The organism is Acidithrix sp. C25 (genome assembly GCF_904848545.2).
This window is the reverse complement of sequence record NZ_CAJHCI020000001.1, coordinates 1293203-1310454: the sequence shown is the minus strand read 5'-3', so window position 1 is coordinate 1310454 and position 17252 is coordinate 1293203. Positions and strand designations below refer to the sequence as shown.

Annotated in this window: 9 protein-coding genes; 5 read left to right on the top strand and 4 right to left on the bottom strand. The window is 46.9% G+C overall.

The genetic code is table 11. The annotated features are described in order from the left end of the window. Positions 1-64: 64 nt before the first annotated feature. Positions 65-1000 (bottom strand): COX15/CtaA family protein, encoded by a 936-nt coding sequence (locus tag ACIDITHRIX25_RS92130; RefSeq protein WP_052604117.1) that lies wholly within the window; start codon positions 998-1000, stop codon positions 65-67. Positions 1001-1430: 430 nt separating this feature from the next. On the opposite strand from ACIDITHRIX25_RS92130, the gene ACIDITHRIX25_RS92125 reads away from it, so the two are divergent. Next, complete coding sequence (locus ACIDITHRIX25_RS92125) at positions 1431-2900, top strand: cation:proton antiporter domain-containing protein (RefSeq protein ID WP_052604118.1); 1470 nt, start codon at positions 1431-1433, stop codon at positions 2898-2900. A gap of 54 nt (positions 2901-2954) precedes the next feature. Here ACIDITHRIX25_RS92125 and ACIDITHRIX25_RS92120 read toward each other — a convergent pair whose 3' ends face one another. After that, positions 2955-4214 carry an MFS transporter gene (locus ACIDITHRIX25_RS92120; protein ID WP_052604119.1) on the bottom strand — a complete coding sequence of 420 codons (1260 nt, stop codon included), beginning with the start codon at positions 4212-4214 and terminating at the stop codon, positions 2955-2957. A 529-nt stretch (positions 4215-4743) separates the two neighbouring features. Here ACIDITHRIX25_RS92120 and ACIDITHRIX25_RS92115 point away from each other — a divergent pair. Beyond that, positions 4744-6321, top strand: coding sequence for a phospholipid carrier-dependent glycosyltransferase (locus ACIDITHRIX25_RS92115; protein ID WP_052604120.1), 1578 nt, complete (start codon positions 4744-4746; stop codon positions 6319-6321). A 297-nt stretch (positions 6322-6618) separates the two neighbouring features. Here the strand turns inward: ACIDITHRIX25_RS92115 and ACIDITHRIX25_RS92110 are convergent, their stop codons facing one another. Then, positions 6619-7467 (bottom strand): aldo/keto reductase, encoded by an 849-nt coding sequence (locus ACIDITHRIX25_RS92110; protein WP_201732820.1) that lies wholly within the window; start codon positions 7465-7467, stop codon positions 6619-6621. Between the two features lie 772 nt (positions 7468-8239). Between ACIDITHRIX25_RS92110 and ACIDITHRIX25_RS92105 the strand changes: the two genes are divergently transcribed. Beyond that, positions 8240-9697, top strand: a complete 1458-nt coding sequence (locus ACIDITHRIX25_RS92105; RefSeq protein WP_201732819.1) for an NAD(P)/FAD-dependent oxidoreductase — start codon at positions 8240-8242, stop codon at positions 9695-9697. Positions 9698-11163: 1466 nt separating this feature from the next. Then, the gene (locus tag ACIDITHRIX25_RS92100) at positions 11164-14472 is read left to right on the top strand and encodes a putative Ig domain-containing protein (protein WP_201732818.1); all 3309 of its coding nucleotides are present in this window, start codon (positions 11164-11166) and stop codon (positions 14470-14472) included. A 564-nt stretch (positions 14473-15036) separates the two neighbouring features. Here the strand turns inward: ACIDITHRIX25_RS92100 and ACIDITHRIX25_RS92095 are convergent. Beyond that, the gene (locus ACIDITHRIX25_RS92095; RefSeq protein ID WP_052604124.1) at positions 15037-15939 is read right to left on the bottom strand and encodes an SMP-30/gluconolactonase/LRE family protein; all 903 of its coding nucleotides are present in this window, start codon (positions 15937-15939) and stop codon (positions 15037-15039) included. Positions 15940-16251: 312 nt separating this feature from the next. Here ACIDITHRIX25_RS92095 and ACIDITHRIX25_RS92090 point away from each other — a divergent pair, with 312 nt between their 5' ends. Next, positions 16252-16986, top strand: coding sequence for a Type 1 glutamine amidotransferase-like domain-containing protein (locus ACIDITHRIX25_RS92090; protein WP_201732817.1), 735 nt, complete (start codon positions 16252-16254; stop codon positions 16984-16986). The last annotated feature ends 266 nt before the right edge of the window (positions 16987-17252 follow it).

The window sequence follows — 17252 nt, the reverse complement described above, 5'->3', positions numbered from 1 at the left end:
TTCCGTTTCGCCATGTTTGAAGGATCAGCCCAATTGGATCTTTTGTGCGCCTTGGGTTTATCTCTTATTTGGGAGTGAGCTCATCGGCTACTTTTGTAGAACTGATAGTTTTAGCACCGAGGCCATGTGTCCATACTTGTACGGTCAGCGTCACCCAAAGGGCAGCGGCGACTCCGAGGTGGATGTCGGCCCAGACAGGGTTTGATTTACTCAATGCCACGCCGGCGCCGACGGCGGCTACGACACCTAAGAGGATGACTAGGAATTTGGAACGCATCTTCCACCTTTTGTCGGCGCTAGACCAAGCAGCAACGACGAAGGCCACGATGACAATTGCTGAGGCTCCCATCATCATACGGTGAAAGAGCGCTATGGCAGTTAGGCGAGCTGGACCATTCGCAAAGCATACTGGCCAGGTTGGACACGCAGCTCCCGCGCCGGAGCCAACTACCAAACTCCCAGAGAATAAAAGTGCGAGTGTAGTTTCCAACGACCACATTCCCCAACGTCGGGCCACTCTGGACAGGTGTTCGAATCGATCTTTGGTGAAACCTAGGACGCAAACAACGGTGGTAGATGCTAGAAAGGTCAGTCCTGTAAGTAGATGAAGGGCGACCGTCCAGGGTGCATTTCTCGCTAGAACTGTTAGTCCGCCTAGTCCGATTTGAAAGACGACTAAGCCTGCGGCTATCTGGGCTGCTTTGCGCACAGGTCCCCTTTCGCGATTGGCAAGGACCAGTGCCAGGGTTGAAAAGACGAAGATGGAGACGATCCCCGCTAGGTATCGGTGGCTTTCCTCTAAGATCGGATGGTATTTAAAGATTGGGCCGATTTGACCATAACAAAGTGGCCAAGATGGACATCCCATACCCGAGTTGGTGACTCGAACCGTACTTCCGAGGCCTACAAGCGCGTAGGTGAGAGCTGTAGTGGTAAAGGCCACCCAAGGCATCAACTTTGGGGCTAAAGTACGAGTGCGAATGTTGTCAGCCAATTTCATTTCCCTTGTTTAGTCGATTCACCCATAGGTTCTTGGTGATCTTTAGCGCCCATTGTCAAAAGAGGCTAAGCCAACTTAATCTTTCATCCCGCTGAAGCTAATTTTTTGGCGATGCCCTATTTGGCTTCTTTGAATAGCCTTCTAATTGGAGTTTTCGCATGGAAAATCTAATTTCGAAAGTTTTCAGTCGAATTGAGTCAGGAGGTGATTTTAGCGCGCTGATTTTGCCCTCAATAGGTACTTATGGCCCTAGTTGCGGTGAGCGATTCGTTATTTTGGTATTGCATTTGAGAGATGGGTTACCCAAAGATCTCTATGCGGAAATATCATGTTATGCCTGTTGAAATCCGATGTTAGAGTATTGAATGGCGTGTCGGGAAGTCTGGTCGACAGGTCTCCAAGGTTGGGGACTCGTTCTCGAGGAGAAATTATGTCAGACACCGTTCCTTTTGCTATTACGATTTTGATCGTCTCGATCGTGGGCCTACTTGCAGTTGTCTCCAGCCGGTTGTCTTCCTTGATCAAAATACCATCCCCAGCGTTTTTCTTTGTCGGCGCTAGTCTTGTCGCCACCTTTGCGCCCCACTTCGTCTATCTTTCTCCACGTTTGATCTCAAAGGTAGTTACAGTGGCTCTTGTTATCATTCTTTTTGAAGGCGGAATGCACATCGGGTGGAGCAAGGTCAAGGCGGCACTGATTCCCATCTTGGGTGTTGGAATTATTGGTACCTTTTTGACGACGATAGCCAGCGCCGTCTTTATTCATTATAGTTTTGGTCTCTCCTGGTATGCCGCGAGTCTGATTGCAACTGCGATTGCCCCCACAGACCCAGCTATGGTCTTTTCAGTGTTGGGTCAAAGAGAGATCTCCGGAATTAGTGGGGATCTCATCGAGGGTGAATCAGGTGCCAATGATCCAGTTGGAATTTCATTGATGGTTGCTTTGATAGGCGCTGGGGGAGTTGGTGCTTCTTCTCTTTTGAGCGTGGGAGGTAACTTTATACTGCAAATGGCAGTCGGTGCGCTTTTGGGAATAGTCGGTGGTCGCCTTCTCTTGGTCTTTATGAGGTCAATTCCGCTTCCAAAGGAGGGCCTCTATCCGCTTCGAAGCCTAACTTTCATATTTATCATTTATGCAGCTGCAACCATTGCTCATGGATCTGGCTTCTTGGCGGTCTTTCTGGGAGGAATTATCATTGGTGATGAGCGCGCTCCCTATAAGGGTGAAATTGTGCGCTTCCACTCTGCGCTGGCGAGTTTGGGCGAGATTGTTGCGTTTTTCTTTTTGGGAATGATGGTCGATCTTCATCAATTGATGGCTTCGGATATCTGGTTGCCTGGCCTGATAATCGCTCTGGTACTGATCTTTTTAGTCCGTCCACTCTTTGTCGGGCCGATTTTAGCGACTAGTTCGCTGTCTTTTAAGCAATCCATCTTTGTCTTATTTGCCGGATTGAAGGGCGCTGTTCCTGTCTTGTTGGGGAGTTACCTTCTAAGCTCACACATTCCTGGAGCATCACGCCTCTTTGGAATAATCGTGATAGTGGTTCTCGTCTCAGTTGTCGTGCAGGGTTCTTTTGTACCGATGGTGGCGCGACTTCTCTATGTACCGATGCGTATCGTTGAGCCAGAGCCCTGGTCCATCGGCGTCAGTTTGGCGAATGAGCCCGATGGAGTCCATAGGTTGGTTGTGGCCAAAGACTCACTAGGAGATGGGTCATCCATCTCAGAGGTGATGAATTTTCCTGGTGGTGCTTGGATTTCGATGGTTGTTCGTGATGGCGGGTTGATCCCAGTCAATGGAGCTACGATTTTGTTGGCGGGAGATAGTCTTTTGATACTTGGTGACAGTTATCTCTATGACGCTTTGGTCGAAACCTTTGAACGACATAAAGAATGAGATCAATGACAATACCCCTACGGTCTTTATGTGCCTTGTGGCTTCTTTTGGTATTTAGTCGCTGTCGGTGACTGGGTTTGCAATCTCTTCGGGAGGGGGTCGATCTATAAAGAAGCGGACATAAAAGATGGAACTCACAAACTGTAATATCGATCCAACCACAAAGGGCATCTCGTATGAGATTGAGTCAAAGAGGTATCCAGCCAAGAGAGGCGAAGCGCTTTGGGCTATTTGAGAGGGTATATTCGACAGCGCGGCAACTTGGGCTCGTTCGTTAGGGTCGGCCTGGCTCTGAACGTAGCTCGAACGTAGCGGCAAGGCGGCGCGCTGAACCGTGGCGCGAACTATGTAGAAGATAGAAGCGAGCAAAAAGGTGGGGGCATATGCAAACGGGATCAAAAGAAGTGCCTGACCAAAACGTAGAATGGTAGTTACCTTGACACTTCCGTAGCGATCAGCCAGCGTGGTTGCTACGCCAATTGGACCGAGGCTTATGGCGTTGGTGATCAGATATAAAATTGCCACTGTATTTGGGGTACTGTGGAACTTTACGAAAAAGAAATAGGTCAAAAACGGTCCGAACATCCCCACGGCCAGGCCATTTAGAGAATTCGTTATTGCCAACCTAAAGAGCAATCCCATAGAGTTGCGGGGAAGTAACGATCTCCTTGGCGCCTTGGAATCCTTATCTTTAGTCGGTTTTTTCTCTTCTTGGATTAAAAGGGCCACCAATCCGCCTAGTAGGGCAGCTATTGCAGCTATCGAAAAGGGGATTGTTATTGCACCATTTAGGTGCGATGGATGCAGTGAACCAAAGAGGGTGGCAGAGACCGCTGAACCAATCAAGGCGCCAACTACTGTCATCTGCGTAACTTTTACGAAAGCATCATTTCTTTTGGTCGATGCAATTTCGGCTAAAAGGGCCGATTCGGCCGGTTGATACGGACCGACTTGGCCCGCGCCTGCTCCTCCGCCACGACCAAAGCTACCCAAGACGGTACAGAGGATCAATATCCAAGCGATCGAGGTTGAGATAAAGACGATGAGGGTTACACTCACCACAATTGGGTAGACGACCATGAAGATCTTACGGCCAACACGGTCGGAGATGCTTCCAATAATGGCGGAGGTCACCATGGTAAAGATTGAAGCTAACCCAAAGACAACTCCTAGCTTGGTAGCTGAGAATCCGCTGGCTGCAAAGTAGATCGGAACGCCAATCGCCGCTATAACCCGCGATGTGCTCATTAGAGCTCTTGCAATGTAGATGATTCGTAGCTGCCAAAGCCGATCGGCAAATTTTTCTGTTGTCATCGATCTCACTTGAGCCCAAAACCCTTGATAATTTTGGGCTCAAGTGCTAAGGGAGATCGTTGTGAGTAGATGGATCGGCGATGGGCTAGTACTTTGGCCTTTATTGGCTTCAGATCGGAGATCGTCGAAAGCGTTAGCCTTTGGTGGAACGTCCATCGAAGGCTCGTTGGCGCTTGGGCATCGAAGTAACGAGCTCTTGTATAGTCGCTCCAGCCGTCTTTCTTTGCGAGGCCGCAAATATGGTTGAAAAATAGATATTTGTTGATTTTTTTGGGTGGTGATAGTTCGATAATGATAGGTACTCGGTCTTTTTCTAATACATTTCAATTTTTGTTAATTACGAAACTTAGTTGGCCCTTCGATTATCTGGGCCACGTGGAGAGATTACTTAGATTTTTTCTTACTTTTGACCCTATTTCTATTGATTGATGATCGCAATGAGGCTGGTGCCTCTACCAAGGTCTAAAGAGATAATGAGCAAGATGCAATGTTGGTTATCTTTAATAATCAGGTAATAGCCTTGGCGTAAATGATTCAACGGTTCAATAAAATACCTAAGACAAACGATGCTAGGCGTGATCTTTCTGAGCCCAAGGCGAAGCCGCTTTGGTTGATTGGTTGCATCACTTTGGTTCTTGGCAGTCTTCTTCTTTTGCAGCTTATGTTACATGGCCACATTGGAGCTGTCGATGAATACGACGACGGTGTTTATTTTGCTTCAGCGATGAATCTTGGCCATGGCGTGCTTCCCTATAAGGACTTTGCTTTTTTGCAGCCCCCGGTCATTTTATATCTACTTCTACCTGCTACCTGGTTTGGTAACCACTTCGGAACTATGTTTGGACTGGAGGTAGCACGTTCTTTTATCGATCTCATTCCACTTTGTAACGTAGTCTTAGTCGGGTTGGTTTTGAGGACTCGAAAAACTACTTCCCTGTTGCTGGGGATGGGGGTAATGGCATTTTACGAAGGGACGATTACCTCAGCCCAGACCGTTTTAATAGAGCCGGCTCTCTGTCTTTTTTGCTTGATAGCAATAGTGATAATCTTCTGGGAACAGAAGCTTACTAGTTCGATGTGGCGCCTGAGCTTAGGTGGAATCTCCTTTGGCATAGCTGGAGCAACCAAGCTATGGGCGGTGTTTCCTTTTCTGATTGTCGCTGTGATACTTCTTAGACGCTCTGTTGGTGTGAGTCTGCGCTTTGTCTTGGCCACCGGGTTAGGTTTTTTAATTCCGATCGCGCCTTTTCTTGTAACTTCGCCATTTTCGTTCTTTAACCAGATTCTATTTACTCAAGCTCGTCGAGGTTTTAGCGGGTTGACTATCTTTGGGCGGATCTCTAGCCTATCGTCTGAACTCTATATCTATCATTGGGACAAAGTTGTTGGGGTGCTGGTCGCAATTGTGGTTCTTTTGACTTTCATTTCTCTTAGTTTGAAGGTTATCAAGAACGTTGGATCGTCGAATTGGGAGTCGATAGAGGTATTTGGAATCGGCTCGACCCTAATTGTTGGGGCTATATTGGCGGTGGCTCCGGCCTACTATTACCATTATGCCGGTTTTGTGGCACCATTTTGCGCATTTGGCATCGTTGGGCTCTTTGAGTATTTCACAAACTCCCCCTTGGGCTTGGATGATCTACAACAACGGCGGCGTTATAGGGCTAAATCACAAAAAGTCTTTGTTGGGGCGTTGCTGGCGATATTGGTCATAGGTGACTTCGTGGGGATCTTCGAGAACCCCGCCGCTCCGATTGTTCCGCCGGTTGCCAAGGCTGCGGTTCAATCTTTAGGGTGCGTTGTTAGTGATGTTCCTACCGTAATGATTTTGATGAACAGGCTTACTACATTCACTAAGGGCTGCCCTAATGTCGTGGATTGGAATGGCCAAGAGCGTGTAGTTGATTTTGGTGCATCCGGGGTGGCTTCGGACGCTTCTAACCCCGCATTTCAAAAGATGGTTTTGAGTTGGTTTCGTTCTGCTACGACGGTGGTTCTAGGTGGAGCTTATCCTGGTGTTGGACCAGTTGCGATGCGTTACCTAAGAGCAAACTATAGATCTACCTACAATAAGAGCCTCGGTATTACGATCTATTCAAAGTTGTAGGGCTCTTTTTTTGGTGTCACTCTTGTTTTAAGCAAATTAAATCGTTGTTTTTGAGTCATGGGCAAAACGCAAATGTAAGGCGATGACTCAAAAACAGATGACAGAGGTTTCGCATGGAAAACCCATCGGATGATGACTATTGCATTTTATGTTCACTTGTCTAGCAATGTTTAGGCGGCTAATTTCGAAGGGTTCTGTTTTGGCACCCCGGCCAATTGGCAATTGTGGTGGTTTTTGGCTCATTTCTGGCCTGAGAGCATCTACGGAAAGTTGAAAATCTTTCCGTAGATGCATGTGTCAGATTAGCTCCAAGGTGCTCCCGTCAAAGAGTGGAGCCATTTCAAGGCTTCGGGCGTCAGCCTCGATAGCAACTAGATCCAAATCTTTGGGTAGGTGGTTTGCAGCTTCAATGACCTTTGGTAGTAGCGAATAGTCACTAGATGTATTTAGGAAGAGGTTCGGCCTTGACAGGACAAATGCGACGGCTCTTTTGATTGCTCCATCATCTTTTATCGGCTCATACCAGCTAAAGCGTCGATCGGTGGTATTGTCGTCACTCCATCGGCGCCGAGCAATTGACTTGATCGTCTGTATTGCCACGTTCTTGTTCGTTGCGATCTCTATCAACTCTTCAACATCACTCTTATATTGAGGATTGGTTAGCATCATGTAGTTGTAGGGAAAGAGAATGGAGTCATAGTCGTAGGCGCTTAGTGATCGAATATGCATGGAAGGGATTCGGGTTCCGTGACCGGTGACTCCAATGTACTTCACCAGTCCTTGTTGACGGGCATCTATCAACGCTTCAAGGGCGCCACCCTTGGAGTGCGCTATCTTCCACTCGTCTTCTTCTACCAAGTTGTGGAGTTGTATTAAGTCGATTTGATCGACGCCTAATCGAACTAAGGAGCGTTCAAGGGATGCGCGCGCTCCATCACCGGTTCGATCGCCAGTCTTTGTGGCTAGAAAGAATTTGTTCCTGTGGTCTTTCATCCAGGGCGCAATTCGCTCTTCGGAGTTTCCATAAGATGACGCCGTATCGATGTGATTGATACCAGCTGCGAGGATTACCTCCAGTGTCGCATCGGCGGTTGCCTGGGAGGATTCTCCCAATCCTGCCGCTCCGAAAATTACTCGGCTGGTCATATGTCCTGTTTTACCAAATTGAAGTTGAGGGATCATTTACCTATTTTATGCAATCGTTCTCGGAAAGATGCATCTAAGGAGGTGTTTTGACGGCTGATTTTTCCATTGCGATCCTTGTCTGAACCTCTTTGGATTTCGATTTGATCATCTTGATCGAATGGTTAGCTAAAACGCTCCGAGAACCACCGCGTTATTGCCTTTAGAATAGTGGCTCTTTTTGTGAGCGCTAAAGTGAATGGCCCAATTGAGAGTTCGATGCCTTGGCCAATTGGCGCGGCCCAAGAGATGGCTACCATTTCATCGCTCTGTGAATTACGAGGTTGGTAAAGCTAAAAATTGTAGTTGACGATTAGTTCGGAATTGCCCTTTGGATGCGGTGTTGGTTAGGGTTTAGGTTTTAGCTAGTTTCACTTGATCGATAGGTAGCATGATTAGGCCCTAGCGATCAGTTGATGCTCACTTGATTCAGATCTGATTATACCTCATGGTGACGCTTGGGATTTTTTTGAATTCCTCTCCTGGGCTGGTACCTTGTGTCGTGGCTTTCTTTGACTAGCACAATCTCGCCAAAACCCTATAGGCCATGTGTTGGGCATTGAACTGTTTATCAATCGTAAAGTGGGGCCACAATACCCTATGGGGTATATGATTATGGTGATAAGGTTAGGTTTTAGAGTCCATTTCTGTCGCTTTGGCGAGATTTGGATTGGTTGTAGGAATCATTATTTGATGGCCTCTCAAAAGGGTCACCATCTCTGAATGGAGTTAACTTATGGCTAGAGTCGTGATTTTAGGAGCGGGCATCTCGGGTCATACGGCTGCTCTTTATCTACGTCGCTTTCTTGATACTAGTCACGAGGTGGTGGTGGTCTCTCCGAATTCAAATTGGAATTGGATCCCCTCCAACATCTGGGTTGGCGTCGGAAAGATGACGACGAAGCAGGTTACCTTTCCCCTTGCGCCCGTCTATCGTCGTAAGGGCATCGACTTTCGCCAAGCCCTTGCGGTTGGCCTCTATCCAGAAGGCGACCAAACTTCGACTAAGCCTTTTGTGGAGATCATCCACACCTCCAAGAAAGAGAAGGACAGGCTGGAGAGATTGCACTATGACTATCTCATAAATGCCACCGGTCCTAAGTTGAACTTCGCGGCTACTCCGGGTCTTGGTCCTGATGCCAATACTCTTTCGGTTTGTACCCCAGACCATGCCACTAAGACCGCTGGTGAATTTGAAAAGATCATAGAAGCGCTCGCTAAAGGTGATCCAAAGACACTGGTGATTGGTGTCGGCCATGGAACCTGCACATGCGAAGGTGCCGCATTTGAATACGCATTCAATGTGGAACATGAACTACGCAACAGGGGTGTTAGAGAACTCGCTACGGTTATCTATTTGACAAATGAATTTGAGCTAGGTGACTTTGGTGTTGGGGGGATGGAATTTGTCCAAAATGGATTTGTGACCACCTCAAAGATGTGGACTGAGTCACTTTTTCGTGAGCGAGGTGTGAAGGCGATCCTCGGAGCACACGTTGAGCAAGTCGACGAAGGGGTGCTCACCTATGAGCAGCTAGATGGTTCAAAACTAACACTATCTTTTGATTTTGCAATGCTGCTTCCACCCTTTAGAGGTGTGGACCTAAGGGCATATGACCAAGGTGGAGATGACATTACCTCTGAGATATTTGCACCCAATGGCTTTATGAAGGTGGATGCTGACTACACCTCTAGAACATTCGATGATTGGAATGCTTCGGATTGGCCTAGCACCTATCAGTCCCAAAAGTACGAGAACGTCTTTGGCGTTGGTATTGCTTTTGCACCGCCACATCCCATCTCTCGACCAAGGACTAGTCCCAACGGAACAGTGATCTCACCTGCTCCTCCGAGAACTGGCATGCCATCTGGCGTAATGGGAAAGACCGTGGCCAGGTCGATCGCCGATCGAATTAATCTTGGAGAAGATGCCCCATTGCATAAGGCATCAATGGCCAAGATGGGTGCTGCCTGCATCGCCTCTGCTGGGGCTGGAATTAAAAATGGAACTGCTGCAGCGATGACAATGTACCCAGTTGTACCAGATTACCAGCGTTTTCCCGGCTCCGGTCGAGACTCTAAAGGGACATCTGGCGAGATCGGCTTAGGCGGACACTGGGTGAAATTGATGCTTCACTATCTCTTTATCTACAAGGCAAAAGCCCTTCCAGGATGGTATCGAATCCCCGAGTAGGCCAATTTAGGTTTAAAGCTCTATGAATTGAAAGGTCCAATGAAGAATTATGGATAATGGAAACCAAGATATTTCTCGTGCACCACTGCCTACGGCCAGAACGATTGCACTGAGGACCAATCTTTTCTACCAAGGCTGGCGATTTGTGGTCTTTAATCTCAAAATGTTAGGAATGGTCCTCAAGGGTCATGATTGATTTGATTGGGCGCGCTGAGGTGGTCTCGAGCGAATGAATCCGATAGCTAGCTTATCTGCTACAGATAATTTGGTATTAGAAATTCAAATCTTATCAAGGTCAATCAAATCGATATTCCGCAGGGTTGACGACCATGAACTGTCTAACAGGGTCGTCAACCATCATCCGACTTTTTTGGGTGAGCCATGGAAGTGTCTTCGTAGCCATTTCCTAGCAAGGTGATTGGCACAGTATGGGTTGTTGTATCTTTTGACGCGGGGACAACCCAAGTGCTCTCGATAGGGGATGCTTAATTCAGAGAGAATGGGTCCCCTCCTAGTGGTTTGACAAATAGGCAAATAAAGGTCTTAAAAGGTGCTCGGGCGGATTTTTGAGATAAAACACTTTTGAGTTCGAATTGTCGTTTTTGGTGTGTGGATTTCGTTCGCTTGAGTATGCGATCATTTTGCTGACTAGAACTTTTTGCTACCTTGCCTTTGGTTTTTGAAAGATCCAATGGGATGGGTTCAATGTTGGAACTTATTTTTGGTTTGGATCCAACTTGTGGTTAGATTGCTTTGATCAATTTTTGTTCATTTTAAGAGTGACAAGTTGCGGAGGTCTCCTTGACTTTAGGTCGAGCCGAGTTTCAACCCTAGAAAGTAAAACTGTGGGCAAATCTGTAATTAGTGAAGATCTTGCCGATGCTTTTAGAATGTTGGCCCTTAGGCGTCAGATGTATGTCCCTTTGATGAAGCTTTGGGATCAGCAACTGCGAACGATTTGAAATGATTATCTGGATAAATGGATTAAGCAGCGTGGATTCAACTTATTTTGCCCTTATGATCTGGACTCTTCCAGGCACTCTTAATGGGTTGAGTCCAAATTCAATGCGCAAGAATCTATGGTTAGCCCCAATGACACATTGATTAAAAGTTGTCGCCATCTCTCTAATTTCATAGTTAGTCGCCAGATCAGATTATGTTCCTGACAATGGTTCCATAAGGAGCTATGTTGATGGTCACATATTTGCGAGGGGCTCATTTGAAAAGAGCTCGTTGTTCAGGGCTCTAATGACGCCATGGATATTCCGTAGGAGTATCTCAAATATCTGATCTTTGAATGGCCTAACAAGCAAGTTTTTGGCCTTAGATAAGAAATTCATTTCTAGTGAAGTGCTATGGTTTTGGAATAGGATTTAGGGCAAGAAGTCACAAATTGTAGAGTTTGTACTCAAGGTCACCAAGGCGTGTTCCTTTTTGTCTCTGGTTGACATCATAAGGTAGCGATTATGTTTAGGTTGACTCCCAACCGTTGGTGCAATCGACGGATAGCTCTACGTTGGCTGTTGTGTCTTTGCGTCATAGTGCTCTCAATAGGGCAATTTGGGAGTCAGCCAGTCGAAGGCCAAGGTTCCAACCTGTACGTATCTGGATCTGGAAGCGACATTTCTAACAACTGCCAAAATATCTCCTCACCTTGTAAAACACTTCAATATGCCCTCAGTCAGGCGGCAAGCGGTGACACGATTGACGTCTATGGAATCGTCTTTGCAAATGCGATTAAGGGCCAAGGTGCAACCATTCCTACGTCCATTGCCTCGCTTCAAATTGTGGGTACCAACGGTAATTCGACAGTGGAAGATCTTCAACCCACAAGCCTTACTACGATAAATCCGAGTGGTGGATCGGTTATCACAATACCTCAAGCTGGACAGCAAATTTCGATCACCGATTTGACCCTATCGGATGGAGATAATCAATATGGTGGAGGTATCTACGCTCAAAGCGGGACTACAACGATGCTCAATGGCGTCAAAGTGTATACCAACTTCTCCACTAATGGCGGTGGTATTTACAATGCGGGCACTATGTCGATAATTGATTCTTCCATTGTGAACAATTTTGCGGGCAATATAGGAGTATTTTGTCTCGTCTCCTCACCAAACCAGTGCGTTCAATTAGCCTACGGCGGCGGTATATATAATGGTGGTCGGCTGACCATTAGCCGCTCATTGATTAGTCAAAATGTGATCGATGAAAGTTTGAGTAGTTATTCCTCTTCCCCCGCTAACTACTACGGCGGCGGTATATTTAATGGTGGTCGGCTTGATATGTTCGAGTCGTCAGTGACTCACAACTCTATCTCGGGAAGTGCTGGAAATGGGCAAACGATCTCTGGAACTATAACCGACGGTGGCGGAATCTTCAACATCAGTCAGAATTCGGCCGTTATTGCTTCGACGATTGCCGGAAACCACGTTTCTGTCAATGGTGGTGGTGCCGGAATCGGTTTCGGTCCTGGAGTACTTGCCCCTTCGTTGCTTAAGATGAGCGGCTCGTACGTGGTAGATAATACGGATCGTAATACTACGGATTTGATAAACAACTGTAGCCTCGGGCAATCTACAGGGACTATTTTTTCATTGGGTTATAATGTCTCTGATTCATCGGAATGCAATTTCACTGCTTCTGGCGATGTTAGTAACGTTAAAGTGACGCCAGTTGACGCACATTCCAGATACTTTGTGCCTACTAGTGGATCGATAGGGTTAGAGATGGTTCCCTACGATACCGTTATCTCCTATAGTGCCTCGGAGCCGAACTTTACCCTTTGTCCAACGACCGACGAGCTTGGCAACTCTCGGCCTTCTAGTGCAAGTGGATATTGCGACGTTGGAGCCATTGAGATAAATTACGGTCAAAGTGTAGTTTCGCCGTCGATAACCTCCGCTGCCACCACTACTTTTATCGATGGGGAGCAGGGATCTTTCACCTTCACATCTACTGGAACACCAAAAATCACCTATAACACCACCACGACATTGCCATCGGGGATTACCCTGTCTCCTGAGGGGGTATTGTCAGGCGTTTCCTCTGGAGGTGGACCCTATTCCTTCAGGGTAACTGCTAACAACTATGGTGGGCACTCAAGCCAAAATTTCACAATTAATTTTCAAAAGGCGACTTCTTCGATCACCCTGAAAGCATCGCCATCACCATCTGAAGCAGGTGTGTCTACCAAGGTATCGGTGGCGGTTGAAGATGCAAATGGTACTAATAAATATCCGCCTACGGGCAGCGTTGAAATATCTACTCCTGGAGTGAATCAACCTTTGTGCGATATTCAACTTAGTGACCTGTCCATCCTGAATATCCCGAGCGCCATCTCCGTAGGGAGTTGTAATATCGAATCGCCCGTATTGAGATCAATGGATCTCATTGCAAGTTATCCCGGAGATGGTAACTATTTGCAAGCGAAAGCGACTACCTCCCTTACTATTAATGGAGCTATAACCATTTCTTCCAAGCCTGCAAATTCGTCGATTTTAGTTGGCTCTAACTATAGCTACACCCCAACGATTAGTGGCGGTGTGGGTGCTGATATTTTCAGTGAAAGCGGCCACTTGCCACCGGGACTGAACTTTGATAGTTCAGTTGGATCGCTGAGTGGGAGGGCGACTGCCGCGGGTACCTACAGCTATTGGGTGAGCGTAAAGGATTCATTGGGCGCTAGCGCCACTCAAAACGAATCTATAACCGTCGATAGGTCGAATAGCTCCCTTTTGCTTTCCATATCTCCAACCGTGGCGCTGGCTGGCTCCTCGGTCGTGTTGTCTGCAACTATCAATGGCTTCAATCCAACTGGTTATGTGAATTTTTTCGATGAAAACGGCCCGCTATGTTCGTCGCTTATCTCTGGGAACGCAGCTTCATGCAGGATAACCCTTGACAGCGGTAATTACAGTCTTTATGCTAGCTATAGCGGCGATGGCAACAATTATGGCCAAGTGTCAGGCTCCGCATCCTTGAATCTCCTACCAACTTTGGCTCTATCTGCATCGAATCCACATGATGCAACCGTCGGAAATTATTACAATACTTCTTTAAATGCCCAGGGCGGAACTCCCCCTTATGAATGGACCTTGGTCTCTGGAAATCTTCCAAATGGACTGTCCTTGTCAACCTCAGGTGTTTTGTATGGAACACCAACAGCACAAGGGTCATTTACCTTTAGGGTGTTGGACTCTGACTCAGGTCTTTTGTTACATCAACAATCGATCGCTACTTATACCTTGATTGTCGTAGCCCATCCCGCGACTTCTTCTGGAAGCACTTCACCAAGTGGGACTAGTAATCCTCAACCTTCGACCCAGGGTTCTCCAACGACACCAAGTGGGACTAGTAATCCTCAACCTTCGACCCAGGGTTCTCCAACGACACCAAGTGGGACTAGTAATCCTCAACCATCGACCCAGGGTTCTCCAACGACACCAAGTGACTTCAATCTGACCCTGACGAATCCGGGGAGCCAAGCAAGCAATATTCAGGGATCTCAACTGATTGAGTCGCCGTCGTCTTCTAGTGGTTTCACCTCTCCAACCAAGCCCACATTAATGGAGCCAATTCCGCCATCCAACACCACAAACGTTACTAACTCCAATGCCCCAAGTGGCTCTTCTTCGCGTAGCCATAGTGGAACTACTAGACCAGATCGCTTTTTTATTACTTTCACTGAACTTTTATTTTTAGTATTTGCTTTAATGGTGTTGATTGGGTGGATCATTTATCGATCACAACCTAAGAGTCGACCTAGCTGACCTCGATTCGAGAGGCTCGATATGAACTCGGGTTGCCTGGAGTTCAACTGCTACTAGAAGAGCTAGACGATAGGTCTCACGCTTATTGCGAGGTACGTTCTAATCTGAATTTGGATATTCATGCATCATCTACTTCGTATCTGAAACCTTTATAATCGACTTAGAAGGTCCAATTCGCAGGTCGATAGTTATTTAAGCACCGACTTTAACTGAGAGGTTTTGGATGAATCACTTAGGTGTTTGAACAATTCCAAGAAGTTGGGTCTCCATCTCCTTTGCTCCTGGATATATGGACTTTTATCTCTATCTCTCAGCTACCATGGCATTGGTCGTCTGGTTTGCAGTAAGGCATAATATTGGATTAATTTGTAAATCAACAGGGCTGCATCTAGGGTGATCATCTATCTAGATGCAGCCCTGCTGATTTTAATTTCAAGGAGTCTTTCGCTAGCTATCGTGGACGTCTCGTAAATTGATTAGGTCGCAATCACTCCAAAGTGGCATGGTTCACAATTTGAAAATCCAGGGTGCTATTTTTATTAGAGGTGGCGGTCTATGTGCTACCTAAGGACGACCGGCGTGGGGCACCTCGACTCTGGTCGTCATAATTACTGCTTCAGTCTTGTTCTTGCGCAGGTGTTCAAAGGAGTCCGGAGCACTGCACAAAAGGAGCGTCTTTCCGTCCTCGCCGCCAAGCATGCATGCGAAGAAGCCCATCCCAGAGGGTGCAGGGATCTCGTCTGTAATCTGGCCGCCTGGGGCGATCCTAATTACTCGATTGGCAAGTGCGTCAGCCGCCCAGATCTGTCCTTGTGCATCCAATGAGCATCCATCAGGTGCTATGGTCACTTGTCCTATTGTCTCTCCAAAGGTTCCGAGCGTTGGTAGGGGAGCAAGTTCGGCCCAGGTGCGGCGATTTGAGAGCGTACCATCGTCTTCGATGTCGAAGGCGCTATAGCGACAACCCATGGTTTCGCCTACTATTAGGGTCTTTCCGTCTGGGGTGATAACAGAGCCATTCGGGAAGTACATCTCAGATGCTACAACTTGGCTTGTGCCATCCATATCGACCATCACTATTGAGGTGGATTTGGGATCAGCACCATTCATAAAGTCAAATCCAAAGTTACCGACATAAGCGTGTCCTTTAGCATCTATCGCCATGTCATTGGAGGGACCGCCGCTGTATTGTGAAAGGTCAGCATGCACGCTGGAAGTTCCTTTTGCTGTTGATCGAAGGAGGAGGTGGTCCTTCATCGAGACGACGAGCATCGAACCATCAGGCAGCCATCCAATTCCTGATGGTTGACCAGGTACTTCAAGCATTACTTCAGGAGCATTGTTTGAATCGAGACGGATCACCCTATGGCTGTAGAAGTCCGATAGCCACCACGAGCCGTCGTGCCACCGTGGTGATTCAAAGAAGGTGCCATTTTCTAGAATTGTCTCCAATTGATATTGTGTCATCGCTAATTTCCTCGAGATCTATATGGCCTATAACTGAGTCAAATCTAGCGCAGGCTGTATAGGTGGAGATGGCCATTTTTGAATCGATTCACCAATTTTCCCCGAATAGGTCGCTGTCTCGTATTTTCCATCGTTGATTGCTCATTCTTCTTCCTTGACTGATAATCATGCTGATTTCTATTTGGGTCTAATTGGTTATCAAGGATCAATTGGAGATGATTGAGACTTGATCAAGTTGCAATTTTTTAAGGATTAAAGGTTGGAGATGAGAAGGCAATTCATAAGCGCCGATGACGATGTATATTTGCTCCTATGACAAATAACGTTCCTACTGTGATTGCGACCTCCGGTGGATTTTTTCAGGGTAGACGAAACCCAATAGCCTATGGTCCACTTATCTATCACGCCATTGAGCGATCAGGCGTTAGGGGAAGAAGACCATCAATCTGCCACATCTCAACGGCATCTGGTGATCAAAGATATTTCCAAGCATCTTTGGATCAAGCTGGTAGAGATAGCGGATTTACTACATCACACCTGAATCTCTTTCCAATGCCGAATGTGGATGATATTGAGTCTTTTCTTGGCGAGCATGATGTTATTTGGGTCGGTGGCGGGAGCGTTGCCAACCTCCTTGCTATCTGGAAGCTCCATGGACTTGATGAGATTATGCATAGGCTTTGGCTAGGAGGAACCGTTTTAGGAGGGGTCTCGGCTGGGTCGATATGTTGGCATATAGGCGGCACGACTGATTCATTTGGTCCCGATTTGAGGGTTGTTGATAACGGCCTTGGTTTTATCCCTTACTCGAATGGAGTCCACTACAATTCTGAGGCCCAGCGGCGACCGCTTTTTCAGGAGGCTATTCGAAGTGGGGCTTTGCCCGAAGGGTATGCCAGTGACGACGGTGTGGGTTTGGTCTACGTTGGTACCTTATTTGAAGAGGCCATAACTGAAGTTGTAGATCGCTACGCTTATCACGTTTGGCGCGATGGCGAGGAGGTGAAAGAAGATCAAATAGTACCCAGGGTAATAAATGGTGCATGAGGCTAGTCTTGGATAACCTGAGAAGTTTTGTCATTTAGTCTATTTTTTCACCTTAGAGAGTCTCAAATCTCTTAGTTTGATCGATTTGAAATCAACTAATTCCCTTTTATAGCAATCTCATTCTCTAGTGCAACTTTTTTCTTTATCAACTTTCTTTCGGTTTTAATGCCCAGAAAATGGATACTCGAGGGAGTTTTTATACCCTAAAGACAAGGTTGGCAATATGGCTAGCAATATGGTTGACGAAGTCGGGTTGTTATAGAATT

Excerpts from the sequence above, each read along its gene's own strand:
- ACIDITHRIX25_RS92130 (WP_052604117.1), bottom strand. The coding sequence starts at position 1,000 with ATGAAATTGGCTGACAACATTCGCACTCGTACTTTAGCCCCAAAGTTG.
- ACIDITHRIX25_RS92125 (WP_052604118.1), top strand. The coding sequence starts at position 1,431 with ATGTCAGACACCGTTCCTTTTGCTATTACGATTTTGATCGTCTCGATC.
- ACIDITHRIX25_RS92120 (WP_052604119.1), bottom strand. The coding sequence starts at position 4,214 with ATGACAACAGAAAAATTTGCCGATCGGCTTTGGCAGCTACGAATCATC.
- ACIDITHRIX25_RS92115 (WP_052604120.1), top strand. The coding sequence starts at position 4,744 with ATGATTCAACGGTTCAATAAAATACCTAAGACAAACGATGCTAGGCGT.
- ACIDITHRIX25_RS92110 (WP_201732820.1), bottom strand. The coding sequence starts at position 7,467 with ATGACCAGCCGAGTAATTTTCGGAGCGGCAGGATTGGGAGAATCCTCC.
- ACIDITHRIX25_RS92105 (WP_201732819.1), top strand. The coding sequence starts at position 8,240 with ATGGCTAGAGTCGTGATTTTAGGAGCGGGCATCTCGGGTCATACGGCT.
- ACIDITHRIX25_RS92100 (WP_201732818.1), top strand. The coding sequence starts at position 11,164 with ATGTTTAGGTTGACTCCCAACCGTTGGTGCAATCGACGGATAGCTCTA.
- ACIDITHRIX25_RS92095 (WP_052604124.1), bottom strand. The coding sequence starts at position 15,939 with ATGACACAATATCAATTGGAGACAATTCTAGAAAATGGCACCTTCTTT.
- ACIDITHRIX25_RS92090 (WP_201732817.1), top strand. The coding sequence starts at position 16,252 with ATGACAAATAACGTTCCTACTGTGATTGCGACCTCCGGTGGATTTTTT.